Source organism: Ekhidna sp. (assembly GCF_039940915.1).
GTDB lineage: Bacteria > Bacteroidota > Bacteroidia > Cytophagales > Cyclobacteriaceae > Ekhidna.
Genome location: NZ_JBDVFO010000002.1, coordinates 429265 through 446444, shown reverse-complemented (window position 1 = coordinate 446444; position 17180 = coordinate 429265). Strand labels below are relative to the sequence as shown.

At 41.8% G+C, this 17180-nt stretch carries 16 protein-coding genes and 1 tRNA gene; 10 read left to right on the top strand and 7 right to left on the bottom strand.

Annotated features, from left to right (window positions below; all coding sequences use genetic code 11):
• Positions 1–5: 5 nt before the first annotated feature.
• Positions 6–869, bottom strand: coding sequence for an AraC family transcriptional regulator (locus tag ABJF57_RS07250; protein WP_462233804.1), 864 nt, complete (start codon positions 867–869; stop codon positions 6–8).
• Between the two features lie 121 nt (positions 870–990).
• Here ABJF57_RS07250 and ABJF57_RS07245 point away from each other — a divergent pair, with 121 nt between their 5' ends.
• From ABJF57_RS07245 to ABJF57_RS07230, 4 genes are read left to right on the top strand one after another with little or no spacing between them, the layout of a single operon-like run.
• Positions 991–1905: a dihydrodipicolinate synthase family protein gene (locus tag ABJF57_RS07245; RefSeq protein ID WP_462233802.1), complete on the top strand. Its 915-nt coding sequence runs from the start codon at positions 991–993 to the stop codon at positions 1903–1905.
• Positions 1902–3455 (top strand): aldehyde dehydrogenase (NADP(+)), encoded by a 1554-nt coding sequence (locus ABJF57_RS07240; RefSeq protein ID WP_462233801.1) that lies wholly within the window; start codon positions 1902–1904, stop codon positions 3453–3455. Before ABJF57_RS07245 ends, ABJF57_RS07240 begins: the two co-directional genes overlap by 4 nt.
• 36 nt (positions 3456–3491) lie before the next feature.
• Complete coding sequence (locus tag ABJF57_RS07235; protein WP_462233799.1) at positions 3492–4493, top strand: 4-hydroxyproline epimerase; 1002 nt, start codon at positions 3492–3494, stop codon at positions 4491–4493.
• A gap of 2 nt (positions 4494–4495) precedes the next feature.
• Entirely contained in the window at positions 4496–5740 is a 1245-nt protein-coding gene (locus tag ABJF57_RS07230; protein WP_462233797.1) for an NAD(P)/FAD-dependent oxidoreductase, read from the top strand.
• Positions 5741–5946: 206 nt separating this feature from the next.
• Here ABJF57_RS07230 and ABJF57_RS07225 read toward each other — a convergent pair.
• Positions 5947–6020 (bottom strand) — tRNA-Asp (locus tag ABJF57_RS07225).
• Positions 6021–6150: 130 nt separating this feature from the next.
• On the opposite strand from ABJF57_RS07225, the gene ABJF57_RS07220 reads away from it, so the two are divergent.
• The 3 genes from ABJF57_RS07220 to ABJF57_RS07210 are packed head-to-tail and all read left to right on the top strand — an operon-like array spanning position 6151 to position 8335.
• Entirely contained in the window at positions 6151–7095 is a 945-nt protein-coding gene (locus ABJF57_RS07220; RefSeq protein ID WP_462233796.1) for an acetyl-CoA carboxylase carboxyltransferase subunit alpha, read from the top strand.
• A gap of 9 nt (positions 7096–7104) precedes the next feature.
• Positions 7105–7791 (top strand): hypothetical protein, encoded by a 687-nt coding sequence (locus tag ABJF57_RS07215; protein WP_462233794.1) that lies wholly within the window; start codon positions 7105–7107, stop codon positions 7789–7791.
• Positions 7781–8335, top strand: coding sequence for a lysophospholipid acyltransferase family protein (locus tag ABJF57_RS07210; protein ID WP_462233792.1), 555 nt, complete (start codon positions 7781–7783; stop codon positions 8333–8335). The genes ABJF57_RS07215 and ABJF57_RS07210 overlap by 11 nt, the downstream gene beginning before the upstream one ends.
• Positions 8336–8382: 47 nt before the next feature.
• On the opposite strand, the gene ABJF57_RS07205 is transcribed toward ABJF57_RS07210, so the two are convergent.
• A complete protein-coding gene (locus tag ABJF57_RS07205) occupies positions 8383–9171 on the bottom strand; it encodes a zinc ribbon domain-containing protein (protein ID WP_462233790.1) in 789 nt (262 codons plus the stop codon).
• A gap of 8 nt (positions 9172–9179) precedes the next feature.
• A complete protein-coding gene (locus ABJF57_RS07200; RefSeq protein ID WP_462233788.1) occupies positions 9180–10274 on the bottom strand; it encodes a Nif3-like dinuclear metal center hexameric protein in 1095 nt (364 codons plus the stop codon).
• 155 nt (positions 10275–10429) lie between these two features.
• On the opposite strand from ABJF57_RS07200, the gene ABJF57_RS07195 reads away from it, so the two are divergent.
• Both ABJF57_RS07195 and ABJF57_RS07190 read left to right on the top strand, forming a co-directional pair.
• Positions 10430–12286, top strand: coding sequence for a putative porin (locus tag ABJF57_RS07195; protein ID WP_462233787.1), 1857 nt, complete (start codon positions 10430–10432; stop codon positions 12284–12286).
• Positions 12286–12885, top strand: a complete 600-nt coding sequence (locus ABJF57_RS07190; RefSeq protein WP_462233785.1) for a MiaE family protein — start codon at positions 12286–12288, stop codon at positions 12883–12885. The genes ABJF57_RS07195 and ABJF57_RS07190 overlap by 1 nt, the downstream gene beginning before the upstream one ends.
• A 32-nt stretch (positions 12886–12917) precedes the next feature.
• Here ABJF57_RS07190 and ABJF57_RS07185 read toward each other — a convergent pair whose 3' ends face one another.
• Complete coding sequence (locus ABJF57_RS07185) at positions 12918–13355, bottom strand: PH domain-containing protein (RefSeq protein ID WP_462233783.1); 438 nt, start codon at positions 13353–13355, stop codon at positions 12918–12920.
• A 1-nt stretch (position 13356) separates the two neighbouring features.
• On the bottom strand, positions 13357–14613 hold the full coding sequence (locus ABJF57_RS07180) for an asparagine synthetase B (RefSeq protein WP_462233782.1): 1257 nt from the start codon (positions 14611–14613) through the stop codon (positions 13357–13359).
• 60 nt (positions 14614–14673) lie between these two features.
• On the opposite strand from ABJF57_RS07180, the gene ABJF57_RS07175 reads away from it, so the two are divergent.
• Positions 14674–15912 (top strand): ABC transporter permease, encoded by a 1239-nt coding sequence (locus tag ABJF57_RS07175; protein WP_462233780.1) that lies wholly within the window; start codon positions 14674–14676, stop codon positions 15910–15912.
• Here ABJF57_RS07175 and ABJF57_RS07170 read toward each other — a convergent pair whose 3' ends face one another.
• Positions 15913–17145: a pyridoxal phosphate-dependent decarboxylase family protein gene (locus ABJF57_RS07170; RefSeq protein WP_462233779.1), complete on the bottom strand. Its 1233-nt coding sequence runs from the start codon at positions 17143–17145 to the stop codon at positions 15913–15915.
• Between the last annotated feature and the right edge of the window lie 35 nt (positions 17146–17180).

The following is a 17180-nucleotide window of genomic DNA, read 5'->3' as shown; positions in this document are numbered from 1 at the left end:
ATGGGTTAACTTCTATTCATTAATCTTCCATACTTACCAGGCGTGGTGCCAACAATTCGTTTAAAGCAGCGATTGAAATGGGAGAGGTTTTGAAAACCAGATTGATTTGCTACAAGACTTACCAACGGGTTACCACGACTGAACTGCCCACAAGCATAGGATACCCTTAGTTCATTCACATAACTTAAATAGGTCTTTCTTGTCCTTGCCTTAAAATACTTACAGAATGCATTGGGAGTCATATTAGCAATTGAAGCTATCTCATCAATGGTGATGTGTTCTCTATAATGATTTAGCGTATACTGCATTACTGCATTCATGCGCTGACCTTGATTTTCGCTCATCGAACGTTGGTTGTAGCTGAGTTTTTCAGCAAAATCGTCCATCATCAGGTATTTCAAGATGCTTAAGAATTCAATAATTAGGGCTAGATTATTTGTGGATGGTATCTGTTCCATCGGCAACCTGAGTTTGTCAGATATTTCCTGAGAAAACTTAAATCCGTACTTGCCTTCTTCGAGAAATATCCGAAGATCTTGGGCTTCTTCAAGACGTAGGAAATCTCTTCCCAATGCGTCAGTGCTAAAAAAAATGGAAATAGCGTACACATCTTTGTCCTTGTCGTTTTTATAAAACTCCTCATCACATTTAAGTACATGGGGCTGATTGGGGCCAAACATAAGGACGTTGCCAGGTGTAAACCTACCAAGATATTCATCGCAAATTAGCGTTCCATGTCCCCTGACGATGAGTGTGATTTGATACTCGGGATGCTTGTGGAGTATATCGTAGAAGTACGCTCCTGAATCTATCTGTGTCAGAATTGCTGGATCACCAGCCTTCGGAATTTTGAATGGAAGTACTTTCAATTAGCTCAATTTTATCTAAAATAATATAATTAGAGTATATAATGGATAATAATGGATATTTTATGAATTACATCTCCTTCTTTCTTTGTCACCTTGATTTTTAACTTATAAAATGATAATTATGAAATGGCAAGGTGTTTTTCCAGCTGTAACCACAAAGTTCACTCCTCATGACGAATTGGATTTAGAGGCATTTAAGTCCAATTTGGAAGCACAACTTGAAGCAGGCGTAAGTGGGATTGTTTTAGGAGGTACTTTGGGAGAAGCTTCCACCTTAGAAGCGGAAGAAAAATACGCGCTAGTAAGAGCAGCAGCAGGTTATGTTACAGGTAAGGTGCCTGTGGTGATTAACGTGGCGGAACAAACAACAAAAGCTGCTATTGAAGCCGCACAAAAAGCTGCTGACAATGGAGCAAGCGGCTTGATGATGCTTCCGCCGATGCGGTACAAAGCAGATGACAAGGAGACAGTGGAATTCTATAAAGCTACTGCCAAGAGCACTGAGTTACCCATCATGATATACAACAATCCAGTTGACTATAAGATTCTGGTGACACTTGATATGTTCGAATCACTTGCCGAATGTGAAAACATTTGCGCAGTGAAAGAATCAACCCGCGACATAACCAACATCACGCGAATGATTAATCGATTTGGTGATCGATTCACTATCCTGTCCGGCGTTGATACGCTGGCCATGGAGAGCATTGTGATGGGAGCCAAAGGGTGGGTTGCAGGGTTGGTCTGTGCCTTTCCGGCAGAGACGGTAGCCATTTACAACCTGATCCAAGTTGGTAGAATTGAAGAAGCGCGTGAAATCTATCGCTGGTTTATGCCGCTCCTTGAACTGGACATCCATCCAAAACTAGTCCAATACATCAAGTTAGCGGAGCAAGAGACAGGGCTAGGTACAGAAAATGTGAGAGCCCCCCGTCTGACCCTAGCTGGAGATGAAAGAGCGCATGTGTTGCAGATTATACATGCGGCATTAGCGAATCGACCACAACTACCTGATTATAAAGACCTACAAGCATGATAGAAGGAGCAAATATTCTCGGGTATTCATTAGCTAAATCTGGTCATGTGATACTCAAAGCGAAGGAAGCATCAACCCAAAACGAATTGCCGTTTGATTTTTTCGCTGCGACTGAGGATGAAATTGAAAAAGCTGTCCAGTTGGCAAAAGATGCGGCCTATGCATACGCGCAGACAGAACCTGAAAAGAGAGCACAGTTTCTTGAGTCCATCGCTAAAGAAATCGAAAACTTGGGGAGTTTGCTGGTTGAAAGAGCTTCAGCGGAAAGTGGGCTGCCGCAGGCAAGGATAGAAGGAGAGCGAGGGAGAACCTGCAACCAATTGAGGTTGTTCGCAGAGGTTGTCAGGGAGGGATCATGGATAGAGGCAACCATTGATTTAGCCAATCCAAACCGGACACCTCTACCTAAACCCGATACACGTAAAATGTTCACTAGTATTGGTCCCGTTTTGATTTTTACAGCAAGCAACTTTCCTCTTGCTTTTTCCACTGCCGGAGGTGATACGGCATCAGCACTTGCTGCTGGCTGTCCTGTCATCGTAAAAGCACATGAAGCACATCTTGGTACCAACGAACTTGTGGCTAAGGCCATTATGAGGGCTGCACAAAAAACGGGTATGCCTGAGGGAGTTTTCTCATCACTCAATGGTGACGGGTTTAAAACTGGAGAGCAATTAATCAAACATAAGGAGGTAAAGGCGGTAACATTTACGGGTTCGTACCGAGGAGGTATGGCGCTCCATAAAATGTCACAAGAACGAGAGGAACCAGTGCCATTTTTCGCAGAAATGGGCAGCATCAACCCCGTAATTATTTGTTCAGGCATTCTCAAAAACAATGCAGAAGAAGTAGCATCAACGTATGCATCATCGATTACGATGGGAGTGGGACAGTTCTGTACGAATCCAGGCTTGTTGATTGCAGTCTCCTCTACTGAACTTGATCACTTCAAGGACTCACTTTCTCAACAATTGAATGGTGTGCCAATGGCTCCAATGCTCACCGCAGGCATAGAGGAGCATTTTATCAATGGTAAAACGAAAGCCCTATCTCAAAACCACGTGGATTGCTTGACTGACGAGTCCAAGTCATCTACTCTGGCCTCAATCTCTGCGAAAAAATTCATTGGTAACCCGGTACTTCACGAAGAAATTTTTGGGCCAATGAGCCTTTTGGTGGAATGTGAAAGTGAAGAGGAGAGATTGGTAGTTGTTGAAAACCTCAAAGGACAACTTACGGGTACGATCATGGCAAATGAAAGTGATCAGTTGATAGCTGGTCAGATTGCTCAAATTCTTGAAAATAAAGTTGGTAGAATAATCTGGAATAATCCTCCAACCGGTGTAGAAGTGTGTCATGCCATGCATCATGGCGGTCCGTTCCCTGCAACTACGGATAGTCGATTCACGTCGGTTGGCGTCTCAGCCATTAAACGATTTGCTCGACCGATTTGCTATCAAAATTTCCCAGAAAGTTTACTCCCCATTGTTTTGAGAGACCAAAATGAATTTAACATTCCCCGAAAAGTAGATGGCGATTGGATTTTGTGAATTAAAAGCTCAGAAAAAGACAAACCAAAATAGATCATGTCGAGGAAAGTATTTAGCTGCATAGATGCGCATACCTGCGGAAACCCTGTCAGAGTTATTACAGCAGGGGGACCACAACTTGAGGGTACGACCATCTTTGAGAAGCGGCTTCATTTTTTAGAAGAGTATGACTGGATCAGAAAAGGGTTGATGTTTGAGCCTCGAGGACATGATATGATGTCAGGAAGTATTCTCTATCCACCTGCAGATGATGACAATGATGTAGCAATACTTTTCATAGAGACCAGCGGGTGCCTACCCATGTGCGGACATGGCACCATTGGTACAGTAACCGTCGCTATAGAAGAAGGGCTGGTAGTGCCTAAGAGCCCCGGTAAATTGAGACTGGAAACTCCGGCTGGTATCGTAAAGGTAGAATACCAGCAAGAAGGAGAAAAGGTCACTTCCGTGAAAATCACCAACGTGCCTTCTTTCCTGCATAGCGAAAACCTGGAGGTAGACTGCCCTGGGCTTGGAAAATTGAATGTAGATGTAGCATATGGGGGGAATTTCTATGCCATAGTGGATCCACAGAAAAATTTTCAAGGACTGGAAAATTACAACACGCAGCAATTGATCCCCTGGAGTAGAGCCATTCGGCAAGCAATGAATAAGTACTACTCATTTCAACATCCTGAAAACCCAAAAATTAGTGGCTTAAGTCACTTGCTGTGGACTGGAAAACCACTCTCAGAAGCAAGTTCTGCACGGAATGCAGTCTTTTACGGGGAGAAAGCGATTGACCGTTCCCCATGTGGAACGGGTACATCAGCGCGTATGGCGCAATGGTTTCAAAAAGGGTATTTAAATAGGGGGGATAGATTCATTCATGAAAGTATTATTGGTTCCAAATTTATTGGGCGTGTAGAGGAAACCACCTATGTGGGTTCCTATCAGGCAATCATTCCTAGTATCGAAGGCTGGGCACAAGTCACCGGAACCAATACGATATATTTGGATGACAATGACCCCTTTGTTCACGGTTTTTCAGTTATTTGATTATGATCACTATTATTGGAGGAGGCGCTATCGGATTATGCACGGCCTACTTTCTTCACAAGGAAGGGCAGGAAGTTCAAGTAATAGAAAGCAGTCGTTCGAATGAAGCTTCAGGCTGCTCGCACGGAAATGCCGGCATGATTGTACCTAGTCATTTTACTCCATTGGCTGCTCCGGGAGTTATCAGTCAGGGTTTAAAGTGGCTATTCAATAGCAAAAGCCCCTTCTACATCAAGCCTCGTTTGAACAAAGACCTGCTTCATTGGATGTGGCTTTTTGCTCGCTCAGCAAACCAAAAAAACATCTTGAGAGTTGGAGACCAGCTGTTTAGGCTTAATCACGCAAGTCGAAACTTGTATGAAGACATAATCAAAGAGGAAGACTTGAAGGTAGCATATCAGCGTCAGGGACTGATGATGCTGTATCAGACGGAGCATGTTGAAGCAGAAGAGCAGCATTTGGCAATAGAAGCCAGCATCCTGGGCATAAAATCTGACATACTGAGCCCACAAGAAGTGGCCAAATTGGAAACAGATTTTGAGTTTAACATAAGGGGAGGAGTTCACTACCATTCGGATGCACACTTAGATCCGGGTAGCTTCATGGTGCAGCTCAAAGACTATCTTCTCAAGGCTGGTGTTGACATTCATTACGATGTTCAATGCCACGGATTTAAGTCAACTGGCAATAAATTAACTCACGTTAATACAAACAAAGGGCTTTTTGAAAGCCAAAAGGTTGTTGTAGCTGCCGGGGTTTGGAGTCGGACACTCTCAGAAAACCTTGGCGTACATATTCCATTGCAAGGAGGGAAGGGCTATAGTTTAACCATTAAGAAGCCACCACTGCAGCTAAAAATACCCAGCATCTTATGTGAGCGAAAAATTGCCATTACGCCAATGGGAGAAAATCTGCGACTTGCAGGCACAATGGAAATAGCAGGCATGGATAGAACCATTAACGAGCATAGGCTACAAGGAATAAAAGACGGTGTAAATCAATACCTCAAGAATTTTGAAATGGATTGGGTAGAAAATGTGACGCCATGGACAGGTTTGAGACCGGTATCTCCTGACGGTATGCCATACATAGGCAAATGCAAGGACTGGGACAATCTTTTTATCAATACAGGACATGCTATGATGGGAGTGAGCCTGGCGCCCATTAGTGGCGAAGTGTTAAAAGACATTATTCTGAAGAAGCCCGTGAAGTTTAACACCGAAATTTTATCCCCTGATCGGTTTTAGCTAAATGAGACTTGATGTTGTAAACATCTTTGCATTACACTTTTTGAACTCAGAAGCGAATGTGTATGGAAAAAAAAGAGTACTCACATTTTTGTAAGTGCTTAAACTTTTAAAGCAATCTGGATGGCACGGACGCAAGCAGTGGCTAACACCAAACCTTATAAATAAAAAATCCATCTCGAAAGAGATGGATTTACACTTTTTAGCGGTCCGGACGGGACTCGAACCCGCGACCTCCTGCGTGACAGGCAGGCATTCTAACCAGCTGAACTACCGGACCGTGCTACAAAAGCGTTGCAAAAGTAAAAGCTTCTATTTTCCTATACAATAGCTGAATGCTTATTTTCTTAAGAATATTTTAAAACCTTTTAAACCTTTCACAGTAAGTTTGTTGCTGCAAATTCAATCCTATGCTATTAGACTTTGAAAAACCAATTGCCGAACTTGAATCTAAGCTCACTGACATGAAAGAGCTGGCCAAAACCAGCGATGTGGATGTGACAGCTACTGTCGGTCAATTGGAAAAGAAAATATTGAAATTGAAGAAGGATACCTTTAGCAACTTGACCAGATGGCAAAGGGTGCAGCTTTCCCGCCATCCGGAGAGACCATACACCTTGGACTACATCTATGAAATCACCAATGATTTTATCGAGCTCCACGGTGACCGGACGGTAAAAGACGACAAAGCAATGGTAGGTGGATTTGGTACCTTGGGCAGCGAAACGGTCATGTTTATTGGTCAGCAGAAAGGTAGGTCTACGAAACAACGCCAGATGAGAAACTTTGGGATGGCCAATCCTGAAGGTTATAGAAAAGCGCTTCGCCTGATGAAAATGGCAGAAAAATTCAATAAGCCCATAGTCACGTTAATAGATACGCCGGGTGCATTCCCCGGCCTGGAAGCAGAGGAGCGAGGACAGGGAGAGGCTATTGCAAAGAATCTCAGAGAGATGATGACACTGAAAGTGCCAGTCATCTGCATCATCATAGGAGAGGGAGCATCAGGAGGTGCCCTGGGCATAGGCATAGGAGACAAAGTGTTGATGATGGAAAACACCTGGTATTCGGTGATCTCTCCTGAATCATGTTCATCCATTCTTTGGAGAAGCTGGGATTATAAGGAGCAAGCTGCCGAGGCATTGAAACTTACAGCCGATGATATGCTTAAGAACAAGCTGATAGATGGAATCATCAAAGAACCTCTTGGAGGTGCTCATACCGACCTAAACAAGAGTTCTGCAGAGCTTAAGAAAGTGATCTTAAAGGAATTGAAAGCTTTGTCTGCAATGAAAACTCAAGACCGAATCAACGAGCGCATCGAGAAGTTTTCTGAAATGGGCTCATACAAGTAATCAGATTAAATGAGTAAGGCAAGCATCAACTGGACGGACCATATACTCAATTTCGTATCAGTGATTGTTGGCGTTTCGCTTGCTTTCATTATTTCAAGCCGTTCAGAGCAAAGCAAACAAGAAAACGAGTTCAACCAAAATATTTCTGCTATATTGGAAGAACTGGATTCAGATATTTACACCTTTGAATCTTACCAGATACCGGATAACAAAGAAAAGCTGGTGCGCATGAAGGATGCGATTCAAATGATAGCATCACAAAGTGGAAGCGATAGTGTCAGTGTACAGCTGATGTCTTTCTTTGATGTGAATAATTATTCCCCAAGTAACATCACCATCAACAGTTTAATTACTTCTGGTAAACTGGACCTTCTTAATGACTATGACCTTAAAACAAACATCCTGTATTATCAGAATCTTGCAGATGAATTAGAATCTCAGGGAAAATTCCAAGTCGAATTCTTAATGGATCGTATTACTCCGTGGTTTATCGAAAATGCACCGTATTTTATGGGAGAGAAGAATTACATTGATGATTACAAAGGAGATGATTCTGAGGCTATCATGATTTTTTCTCTCTATATCGCATTCGTGGAAAACAAAATAGCCAAGTATGAGTCTGCTTTAAAGGATGCTAAATCTCTTAAGGAACTGTTAACTAAGTATCAAGAAGAAGAAGGATTAAATGATAGGTAAGATTCTAGCAAGTGCGTTCAAACTAGCCGGATGGAAGGTTGATGGCACCAAGCCTGATCTTAAGAAATATGTCATCATCGTTGCACCTCATACGAGTAATTGGGATTTTTTTATCGGATGGACTGCTAGAAACCTCATAGGATTTCGTCCGAATTTCTTGGCAAAAAAAGAGCTATTCAAGATTCCAATAGTGGGCTGGTTTCTCTCCTCCATTGGCGGAGTAGCTGTCGATCGGAAGAATAAAAGAAAAAGTACCCAACTTGTTCAGCAGGTCGTGGACTTATACGCGGAGCGCGAGGAATTCATCATGACCATTACACCAGAAGGAACCAGAAGCTATGCACCCAGGTGGAAAACAGGATTTTATCGGATTGCCACGGAAGCAGGTGTTCCTATAGTGAAGATTGCATTTGATTACGGCACGAAGACCGTATTCATCGATAAACCATTTTATCCTTCGGGTGACATGGACAAAGAACTTGAGGAAATAAAAGACTATTACCGGCAATTTACCGGAAAGAATCCGGAAGATGGCGTGAAATAAAAAAGGCTACCAATTTTGGTAGCCTTTTTTTATGCTCTTGAAAGTTTCTACTTCTTCTCAGTAGTTGCTTTCTTTCGTGTTGTTCTTCTTTTTGGCTTTACTTCCTCCTCGATCACATCCTCTACGTCAGAAAGGATTCGTCCACAGTGTTCACACACGATGACTTTCTTTTTCTCTCTGATCTCTGCTTGCTTCTGAGGTGGCACTACGTTGAAACAGCCTCCGCAAGCACCTCTCTTCACAGGCACCACCGCAAGACCATTGCGCATGTTTGTTCTCACTTTATCATAAGATTTCAAAAGTCGCTCTTCAACATTCTTAGTTGCTTTCGCTCGATCTTTCTCCATCTTCTGCTCATCAGCTTCAGACTCCTTCACAATATTGGCAAGCTCTTCCTTCTTACTTTTAAGATCTTTCTCTCGCTCAGACAGGATGTTCTTAGTTTCACCCATCTCTTCCTTCTTCGCATCAATTTTCCCATGGGATTCTTTGATTCTCTTCTCAAGAATCTGAATTTCTAATTGCTGCAGCTCCATCTCTTTAGTAATAGCATCGTACTCACGATTGTTTCGTACGTTCATCTGCTGCTCCTCGTACTTCTTGATTAGCTTCTCAGCGTCTTTGATTGCGGTCTTATTAGCGGAGATGGCTTCTTCAAGTTCTTTCTGCTCCTCGTTTTGCTTTTCAATTCGAGTCTGGTAACCAGCTATCTCATCTTCCAGATCCTGAACCTCCTCAGGGAGTGCTCCCCTGACTTTCTTAATCTCATCAATTTTTGAGTCTAGTGCTTGTAGTTTTTCTAAAGCTTCCAGCTTTTTAGCTACTGTATTTTCCATTCAGTTTTCTATAGATATTTGATCGGATTCGTGTCTACCTTCGACAAACGGAACGCAAACTTAGTGAAATTTTTAGTTAAAGCATCCAGTATTAATTCTTTCGTGAAGACTTCACTTTCATAGTGTCCAATATCTGCAATAATGATGGCAGCATTGGCTTCAAAAAAGTCGTGATATTTAAAATCTCCTGTGATAAAAATATCAGCGTTTTTGGTAATGGCCTGACTAAGGAGAAAGCTACCGGAACCACCACAAATGGCTACTTTTTTTATGGTCGTATGGACTAAAGCAGTATGACGAATGATTTCGAGGTTCATGCGCTTTTTCAATGTTTCAAGAAACTTGTGCGAGCTCATGGGGGCTTCAATTTCCCCGATCATTCCAGCGCCTACTTCCTGATCTTTGTTCGAAAGCGGTTGTACATAGTGGGCTACCTCTTCATACGGATGAGATTGTACCATGGCCGAAAGCACAGAACCAAGTTGATGATTCGAAACAATTACTTCTAGTCTGGTCTCATTTACCTGCTCATCTACGCCTCGCTCACCGAGGGATGGATTGCTCTCTTCATTTCCTCGAAAGGTTCCGATGCCTTCAGATTGAAAACTACAATGGTCATAATTTCCGATTTTTCCAGCTCCCGCTTCATACATTGCGTCCAAAACCTGTTGTTTGTTTTGGGTAGGTACAAATACGGTAAGTTTAGCCAGCGTGTCACTCTTGGGCTTTAGTATGTGAAGGTTTTGAAGGCTAAGCTTCTCAGCAATTTTTCTATTGACACCGGTGTGGACATTATCCAGGTTGGTGTGAATTGCATAAATGCCAATGTCATGCTTTATCGCCTTGCGAATGCATCTGTCAATCCAATGAGAATTTCCAATGCTTTTTATTCCCGTAAAAATAAAAGGGTGATGAGCGATGATGAAATCTGATTTGGTTTCGATTGCTTCATCGATCACATCTTCCGTAATGTCTAGGGTGATAAGTGCCTGCTTTATCTCATCATTTTTTTCCCCTAGGAGCAGGCCAGAGTTATCATATGACTCTTGAAGGGATAGTGGAGCCCATGACTCCAGGTAATTGGTGATGTCCTTGATTTGCATGACTCAAACAAATTCTAAATGTTAGATACAATTATAGATGATCTGAGAACTAGATTTTTAATGTATTGTGTATTAATTCCATGATATTCGGAATGCTTTTTGTAAATGTGAAGTCAATGCCTCACATCCATAGAAAGCAATTGTTAAATTTGCGCGTGCGAATATTTTTATTTTTTATAACGGTTTTATTTATTTCGGGATTATCGGCTCAAATAGTTGATGATTCAACGAAGCAGATATATGGCCCAAAGACCACCGAATTTACAACAGGATCTAACCTGCTAAATAATTTGGAAGCGTATCAAAATGTAGATACGTCAATCTATCTTTTTGAGCGAAAATCTTTCTATGATAGGTCCGGCCGAAGATTTCAGGACCTTGGAAGTTTCGGAACTGCTTTATTTCCGATCTTTCACAATCCTCAAAGTCAGATTGGTCGCACCTCAGGATTTAATGCGTACAGCAGGTACGCTTTTGAAGCGTCCGAGGCTAAATACTACGATACCAAATCTCCATTTATTGAACTTCAGGTGTATTTAGGCGGTGGAAACAGAAACATCGTAGACGTAGGGTTTTCGCGAAATGTAAATCCCAATTGGAACATTGGGTTTGATCTAAGGAAGATAACCACCAACAAGCAGCTTGCACCTGAGAACCAAACAGATAGGCAAGTAATCGGAACTTCTTTTGTCGGATATACGCACTACAAGCATCCGAAAATAAAATATCAGCTCGCGGCAAATTACTCAAGTATGAATCACAAGGTAGTAGAGATCGGAGGCGCCAGACCAACATCTGATTCATTGCGAACTGACTTCTTTTTGTTTGATAATGCCTTGGTAAGACTGGATGATGCGCAAGGAATTATCAGTACTTCGAGGTGGTATCTTTATCACGATTATCAGATAGCAGAGCAATTTCAGCTGTATCATATATTTGACTTCAAGAGAGAAGTCAATGTCTACAAGGATTTTTTAGGAGGCACAGGCTCTGGAGGGTATGATCTCTACAGAGACTTCTACCAAGATTTCTTAATCGATTCGGATTCTACTCAGGAAAGAAACGAATTCAAATCGCTATCCAATGAAGCAGGGATAAAAGGAAATTTGTCTTCTGTTTTTTATCGATTCTATGCAAGAATACGATCAGTGAATTGGCAATACCTTTTGTATGATCCTGAAGGGGAGACAGCAGAGAAGTATTTGGGTGGTTTTGTTCGCTTTGATTGGAAAGAGAAATTCAAGGTATCCGGAAACGCAGAATATTTGATTGGTGGCGAGTATCAGTTTGGAGGCAAACTATCCAGTGATTTGATTAATCTGAGTTATGATTCAAGGAAATTCAAAGTCCCATTCGTTTATGCAGACTACTTCGGCAACCATCATGAATGGCACAATAATTTTGAATCAATTTTCAGTAATAAGCTTGAGGGGCAACTGAATTTGCAGATTAAGTCATTCGAATTTAAGCCAAAATTGAGCCTTACGGCGTACAACAACTTTGTGTATTTAGATCAAAACGTTGATCCTGTGCAGGCGAGTGATGGAGTGCTTATCTCTTCATTTGGTGCTGATTTCAACCTCCGTATATTCAATGATAAGCAGGAGGGATGGCATCTTGAAAATGAATTACTAGCGACAAATGTTTCAGGCGGTTCAGCTGATAAGGTAAGAGTTCCTGACCTATTTTTCAATGGGCGATATTTTTGGCGAGGCAATTGGTTTGACGACCTTGTTCCGGTAGAGTTTGGAATTGATGCTCATGCCCGTTCTTCTTACCTGGCGAATGCCTATGCACCAGAAATTCAGCAGTTTTACTTGCAAGACGTTCAGGAAATCTTCGGGTATGTGGCCGCTGACCTTTTTGTGAATATGAAGATAGATAAGTTCTTCTTTGCTTTTAAATGGACGCATGTGAATCAACCACAAGACGATGGATATTTCGTAACTCCCAACTATCCAGGCCAGCGAAAAGTTATTGACTTGACTGTTAGATGGATGTTTTTTGACTAATGGAACCTTCGAAAACAACACTTGGACTTGAACTTCCTACCGATCCACGGTGGGTAAATATTGCTGAGAAAAATATTGAGGATATCCTGGTAGACCATGCGTACTGTGAGCAGAAAGCCGCCTCATCTTGTATTTCACTGATAATCATGTTTCCCGAGCGCGAAAAACTGCTAGAAGTGCTGACACCTGTTGTGGCTGAGGAGTGGGCTCATTTCGAACTGGTGATTGAGCATTTAAAGAAACGAGGGTATACACTGGGGAAGGCGCGCAAAGATGAGTACGTATCCCGTTTGAATGGCATCATGAAAAAAGGAGGGACGCGAGATGAGCAGCTTGTTGAACGCTTGCTTATGAATGCGCTCATTGAGGCAAGAAGTGCTGAACGCTTTAAGCTTTTGTGGAAAAATCTTGAAGATGAAGAGTTACAAAGGTTTTATTATGACCTCATGGTTTCAGAAGCAGGACACTACCATAATTTCATTGATCTGGCGAAAGAATATTTACCTAAAGAGAAGGTAGAAGAACGATGGAAATACTTCCTAGTAGAGGAAGCAAAAATTATGCAAACTCTTGTCCCAAGGGCCGATCGGATGCACTAAGCCCTGTGAATTAATAATGATTCTGTTGAACTTTATTTTTCAACAATTATAGCTGGATTCTTAGTTAACAGTTCTTCAATAAATTCCTGCTCATCCCGAGGGGAAACTGGGAAGTCATCAAACTTCGTATACCTGAGAAGAAGCGGACGATTTGATAAGATTGGTTTAATCAGTGAATTGATTTCCCAAGCGGATTTCACTTTCTTCAATTGGCTAATCTTAGCAATCTCCAACTGACCCTTTATAGGGCCAGTAACCCAAAGTACCTTGTCGTCTTTTATTTGATAGTAAGTATTGAAATAAATACTTGCCATGAAAAGAGTGAAACAACTCACAAGAATTACAATGAAAATGAATAATCCATCGATTTCTCCCATCAATATGGGAAGGCATGAAACCCAGACAATAAGAATCGACGCTATAAGCATCCACTTGTTAAAATCACTGACTGCAGAATAATACCTCTTCATATCATGTTTTTTGTTTCTTCTTCTTGGCTGCTGGAAACAAAATATTATTCAGGATCAGACGGTAACCAGGAGAATTGGGATGTAAGTTCAAATCCGTTGGAGGTTCGTTCACAAAGTGCTGATAATCTTCAGGGTCATGTCCACCGTAGAAAGTCCAGAAACCTCTTCCAAGAATTCCGTGAATGTACTTGGCTTCACTAATGCTTGGTGTTTGTCCCATTACAATTACATCGCCTTTTACCATCTGTTTCTTAAAACCGGTGGTTTGTCCCATGAAGCCATGAACAATTTGCTGATGGTTTTGTGTGAGCATTGTCGGTATTGGATCCCATTTAGCCGAAAACTCAAAAAGTGTGAAGTAGTCATTCTTTTCAACTAATCCGCGTTCATTTGCCTGATTGTCAATGTTTGAATATTCATACCTCATGGGATCACGTTCGATGGTAAAGTTTTCGAAAGCCATTGTTTGCGAAAAATCCAACTTAGATTGAGCCCGAGGGTCTGCAGGGTCGCCATCATAAATGCTCTCTACGATATCTAGCCCCTCAGCAGCAAGGGCAATGTCATAGGTATCTGTTGCAGAACACATAGCAAAGAGAAAGCCTCCACTAGCAACGTAAGCTCTGATTTTTTGAACAGTGGCAAGCTTGAGTTGTGATACTTTGTTGAAGCCGTGTTTGCTTGCTGACTCTTCGTATTCTCGCTGCTGTTGTTGATACCATGGAAAGTGATGATATGCGCGATAAAACTTACCATACTGTCCCGTGAAATCTTCATGATGAAGGTGTAGCCAGTCATACTTTGGAAGTTCTTCTCCCATTATTTCGTCATCGAAGAGTACATCATAGGGGATTTCTGCGTAACTCAAGACCAGTGTGACAGCATCATCCCACGGCTGCTTACTTTTTGGAGAGTAAACAGCAATTTTTGGAAATTTTTCTAATTTCATCACATCCATGTTAGAGGATGGACTAGCGATCACATTCAAAATATCATTGGCTTCTGCATCTGAAATCACCTGATAGGATACTCCGCGGATGATACATTCATTTTCAAAAGCCTGAAGATGCTTTACCATGAAGCTACCGCCCTTATAGTTAAGCATCCAATCCACTTCTACCTCTTTGGTTAAGATCCAATAGGCAATTCCATAAGCCTTTAGATGATTCGACTGGGTCTCATCCATTGGGATAACGATATATGCCGCCTGACTGGCTATACAGACATTTAAGAAAATTAGTAACAATATTCCCCTCATATGCATCACTTTTGTATATACAACGTTAATCAAAACCGTGTGTTTTACTAAAATCAACCGATGAACATTAAAGAAAATATCAAAGAGGGAATCAAGTCGATTAAGGCAAATAAGTTGAGAACCTTCCTCACCGCTGCGATTATTTCTATAGGCATCACCTCATTGGTTGGTATTCTTACGGCAATTGATGGTATTCAGAGTTCTATAAATAGCAGTTTCTCAAGTTTGGGTGCCAATACCTTTGATATCGAAGATAAGCGAAGATCACGTGGATCTTCAGATGGAAAAAAAGAAAAAACATACCCCAAAGTGACTTATCATCAGTTGCTGACTTTCAAAGAAAAATATGAAGGGCCTGGAGTTGTGTCGATATATACAGTCATAACTGGTCAGGCCGAAGTTAAGTATGGTTCTAAAGTCACTAATCCAAACCAAATTGTAAGGGGAGGAGATGAGAATTATTTGACTGTAGATGGATATGATGTAGACAATGGACGACCATTTTCTGCAAATGAAAGTTTGAATGGGAGCTATGTCGCTTTAGTAGGAAGCGATGTGATAGATGAACTTTTCACTGATAATGAGAGCCCTGTAGGTAAAAAGATAAGCTTAATGGGATCGAAATTTCGCATAGTAGGAACCATTGCTGAGCAAGGTGGAGCCAGTGGAAATTCGAATATTGATCGAACAATAATTATTCCAATGCAGACAGCACGAATAATAGCCCCTGAGAGAAATTTTGGCTATGAGATTGCCGTTTCAGTTCCGGATCCAACTCAGATGGATAACGCCATGGGTATCGCTAGAGGATTAATGCGGGCGATTCGTCAGGATAGGCCAGGAGATGAGGATTCTTTCGAACTATCCGCAAGCAAATCATTGGCTGAAAGAATGGGGGAGATTACGGGCTACCTCAGGGCAGGAGGCTTCACCATAGGCTTTGTCACGCTGATAGGAGCATCTATTGGCCTTATGAATATCATGTTGGTTTCTGTGACCGAACGTACTCGGGAGATTGGTGTAAGAAAAGCTTTGGGGGCTACACCCCTTAAAATTCGTCAGCAGTTTCTGATTGAGGCCATTGTGATCTGTCAGATGGGAGGCATTGGAGGCATCATTTTTGGTATGGGCATAGGAAATCTTACATCAGCTCTCATATTCAAATCTGGATTCGTTGTACCATGGCTATGGATGTTTATCGCTGTGATAATTGGAATTGTAGTGGGACTAATCTCTGGATATATCCCAGCTTATAAAGCTTCAAAACTTGACCCTATCGATTCATTGAGATTCGAGTAGTTAGGCGCTTACTGCTGACTTCACTTGCATCATGAAACGATCCAATTGACCTTGGGTGACGTGATCCATAACGACTATTTTATACCAATTGGGATTTTCATCATGTGTGTCTGGCACTAGCATAAATTCATTCGCTAATTGCGGGTCAATTTGTGAAGACTTAATCGTCACAATGTTCATGAAGGGGTTTCGATAATGCTCAATTCCTGCGTCAGTCAGTTGATCACACAGACGATTGGTCTTTTCAAGTAGCTTGTTGATTTTCATTTTCCAGCCCTCAGAGCCATACGTTCTCATAATCATCCAAACTGCTATTGCATTCGCACCAGAACGACTACCCACTAGCGTATAATCTTTGCCCTTTACATAGTTGGCCTCTTCAGTGAGGGCATAGTCCATGAATCCTTTCCGTGTCAAATATATTCCTGTCCCATATGGGGATTGCAACATTTTGTGTCCATCCAAGGTGAAGGAATTTATCTTCGGATGGTTAAAGGTAAGTTTTGAATCTTGATCTGAAAAAGGATAAATAAATCCACCGAAGGCCCCATCAATATGGATCTTGTAGTTGAGATTCAATTCATCTACCCAATCGGTTACAGGGTCGATATCATCGATAGAGCCGAACATGGTGGTGCCCATATTCAGTACAATGATGAAGTAGCGTTTGCCATCATTATGCGCATTTTTTAATCGGATGGATGCTTCATTGGATATTTCCCTGCTTTCATTGTCTACTGGTAAGACCAAACTATCAAGACTTAGCAGCGATCCCGCTTTTGGCATGGAATAGTGTGCATCCTCCGTATATACCAATGCAATTTCATGCGGTTTAGCCTCAAACTCTTTTTCATAGTATCGTTTCAGCACCCAAATTGCCTGAATGTTTGCCTCAGTGCCTCCCGAAGCTACGTAACCGTCATAGCTTTCATCCGAGCCTCCGAATATTTCTTTGGTACATAGATCAATGAGTTCGGCTTCAATTTTTTGCGTCCCTTCAAAGGCAGATTCCGATTCATTCAATGTGTGACAGCCTATGTGATTGGGATTAGCAATCATGGCGGATAGGAAAGGGGCTTCAGATAAGAAGGGAGCATCATGGTAGAACACCTCAGTATCCAGAAATGAAGCTGGAAGACCTAACACTGGCTTCTGCCTGTAGTCCAAATTTTGCTCTAACGCCTCAAATACCGTTTGCTTAATTTCTTTGTGGCTGTATGAATCCCAATACATAACTCTATTCTTTTTGTAAAAATAGTTGTTAATGC